The sequence below is a fragment of the Acidithiobacillus concretivorus genome (assembly GCF_018853445.1).
In the GTDB taxonomy this organism is placed as follows: domain Bacteria; phylum Pseudomonadota; class Gammaproteobacteria; order Acidithiobacillales; family Acidithiobacillaceae; genus Acidithiobacillus; species Acidithiobacillus concretivorus.
Map to the genome: position 1 here is coordinate 1 of NZ_JABELD010000194.1, position 1,944 is coordinate 1,944.

Consider the following 1,944-nt stretch of genomic DNA (forward strand, 5'->3'; position numbering starts at 1 on the left):
TACCCGCCATTTTATTTCTTCTGGTTATTGGTATTGTCGCTGGGCCAATAAGCGGTTGGATTGATCCTGATAAACTATTTGGACCACTACTATTTCCCGGTATCTCTTTGGCTGTAGCTGTTATCCTGTTTGAAGGCGCACTGAATTTACGCCTTAAGGAACTGGGGGGTCTCGCCTCTGTCATTCGCAGAATGGTCAGCTTGGGGACTATCAGCAGTTGGCTGATACTGGCGGTAGCTACCCACTGGATTGCGGATTTTAGCTGGTCCATGGCCATTCTCTTTGGCGCAGTTGTGGTCGTTTCCGGGCCTACCGTCATTGGCCCGGTGTTAAGAGCAGCCAGACCCAATGTGCGAATCAGCAATATATTAATGTGGGAAAGTATCCTCATTGATCCCATTGGTGCCTTGCTGGCCGTTCTGGTTTTCGAGGCCATTATTGCCCATCACGGCTCCACAGGACTCAATTCTGCCGTTGAAGTTTTTCTAAAAATGCTTGGCGCAGGTGTTGTTTTAGGGTTCCTCGTCATTTCAAGTGGGTAGCCTGAGATCCAGCTTGCCCAGGATCAGGTAGGCCATGTTGATAAAGTTCTTGTGCGTGCGGTAACCCCGAGCCTTGGCCTTGGCGGATTGAATGAGGCTGTTGAAACCTTCCAGAATTCCATTGGTGATCTGGCTCTCGAACCATCGGAGCACGCCATCCCAGTGATTCATGATGGTGTAGGCGACCTTGACGATAGGCGGCAGATCGCTGGTTCTGGCGTTTTCCAACCAGGCTTTCAAGAGGGTAGCCCCCTGATGGCGATTCTTGATCGTGAAGATGTCCTGAAAGGTCAGGCGGAACTGGTAGGCCTGCGCCGTCTTGAGGTTCTGGTCTTTGAGTAATGCCTGCAGCTTTTCTTTCTGCTTCACCTTGAGGTTGCAATCGTTCTTGAGCCAGAGCCAGCGGGTCTTTTTGAGATTTGGCTGAGTGAGGACTTCCCCCTTGCGCACGTCGTCCACGGCCTCGTTGACGAGCTTCATGAGGTGAAAACGATCGAAAGTGATCTCCGCATTGGGCAGGTGCTCGGCAGCCCCTTTCTGGAAGGCCGGCGAGAGGTCCATGCTCACATCGGTGATCGCTTCCGCGCTACCACCATGGGCCTGTAGATCTGCGGAGAATCTCTCAAAGGTCTTGGCATCCTTGCCGGGAGTAGCGAACAAGAGTCGCCGGGCATCCAGATCCACGAAGAGCGTGATGTAGTCGTGGCCGCGCCGACTGCTGGTTTCATCGACGCCGACGGCATGGACATGGGCCATATCCACTCTGGTACGGGCTTCTGGCACATAGTGGTCAATCACCCGCCACAGGAGCGTGTCGGTCTCGCCGACTAGGCGGGCTACGGTCAATACCGGCATCTCCCGCACCAGGGTCATGATCAGCGCTTCGAAGAGCAGGGTGAAATGCGAGCCTTCCCGTGCCCAGGGAACAGATATCTGATGCACTCCATGCTCCTGGCACTTCACACGAGGTACGCGGGCATGGAGATAGGCTTCATGCTGGAAGAAATCCATGTGCCGCCAAGTATGGTCACGGGTATCATGTACCGGACACTCCTCACCACAGACGGAGCAAGCAAAGCGACTACCCTTGGGAAAGTTGATGTGCAGATCCAGGCGTTTCTCCTCCACCGTGAAAGTCACATGATCCACCAACCACGGCGGAACCAATCCTAACGCGAGAGAAAACAGCTCTTCAGGGACCATCAGCTAACTCCAATTCAGGGCACGACCGCTCCACAGCATTCTACCCCCTACCCACTCAATCTGACGAAGAGCCTGTTTTAGGAATTTTAGCTGGTCAAAGCCTGGGGTGGTTACTCAAAAAAAGAGCTATCCCTGATTATCTACATGGCGTAGTGGCCTTGGGTAGTGTATTTATTATTTTTGCTGCAGCCAATCAAAT

Annotated in this window: 2 protein-coding genes; one reads left to right on the plus strand and one right to left on the minus strand. The window is 53.1% G+C overall.

The window, feature by feature from the left end; all coding sequences use genetic code 11:
• On the plus strand, positions 1-542 hold a 542-nt coding region (locus tag HJG40_RS14850), incomplete at its 5' end, for a cation:proton antiporter domain-containing protein (RefSeq protein WP_215864907.1).
• On the opposite strand, the gene HJG40_RS14855 is transcribed toward HJG40_RS14850, so the two are convergent.
• Positions 531-1,745 (minus strand): ISL3 family transposase, encoded by a 1,215-nt coding sequence (locus HJG40_RS14855; protein WP_101536405.1) that lies wholly within the window; start codon positions 1,743-1,745, stop codon positions 531-533. The two genes, HJG40_RS14850 and HJG40_RS14855, sit on opposite strands and share 12 nt — an antisense overlap.
• Positions 1,746-1,944 lie beyond the last annotated feature (199 nt).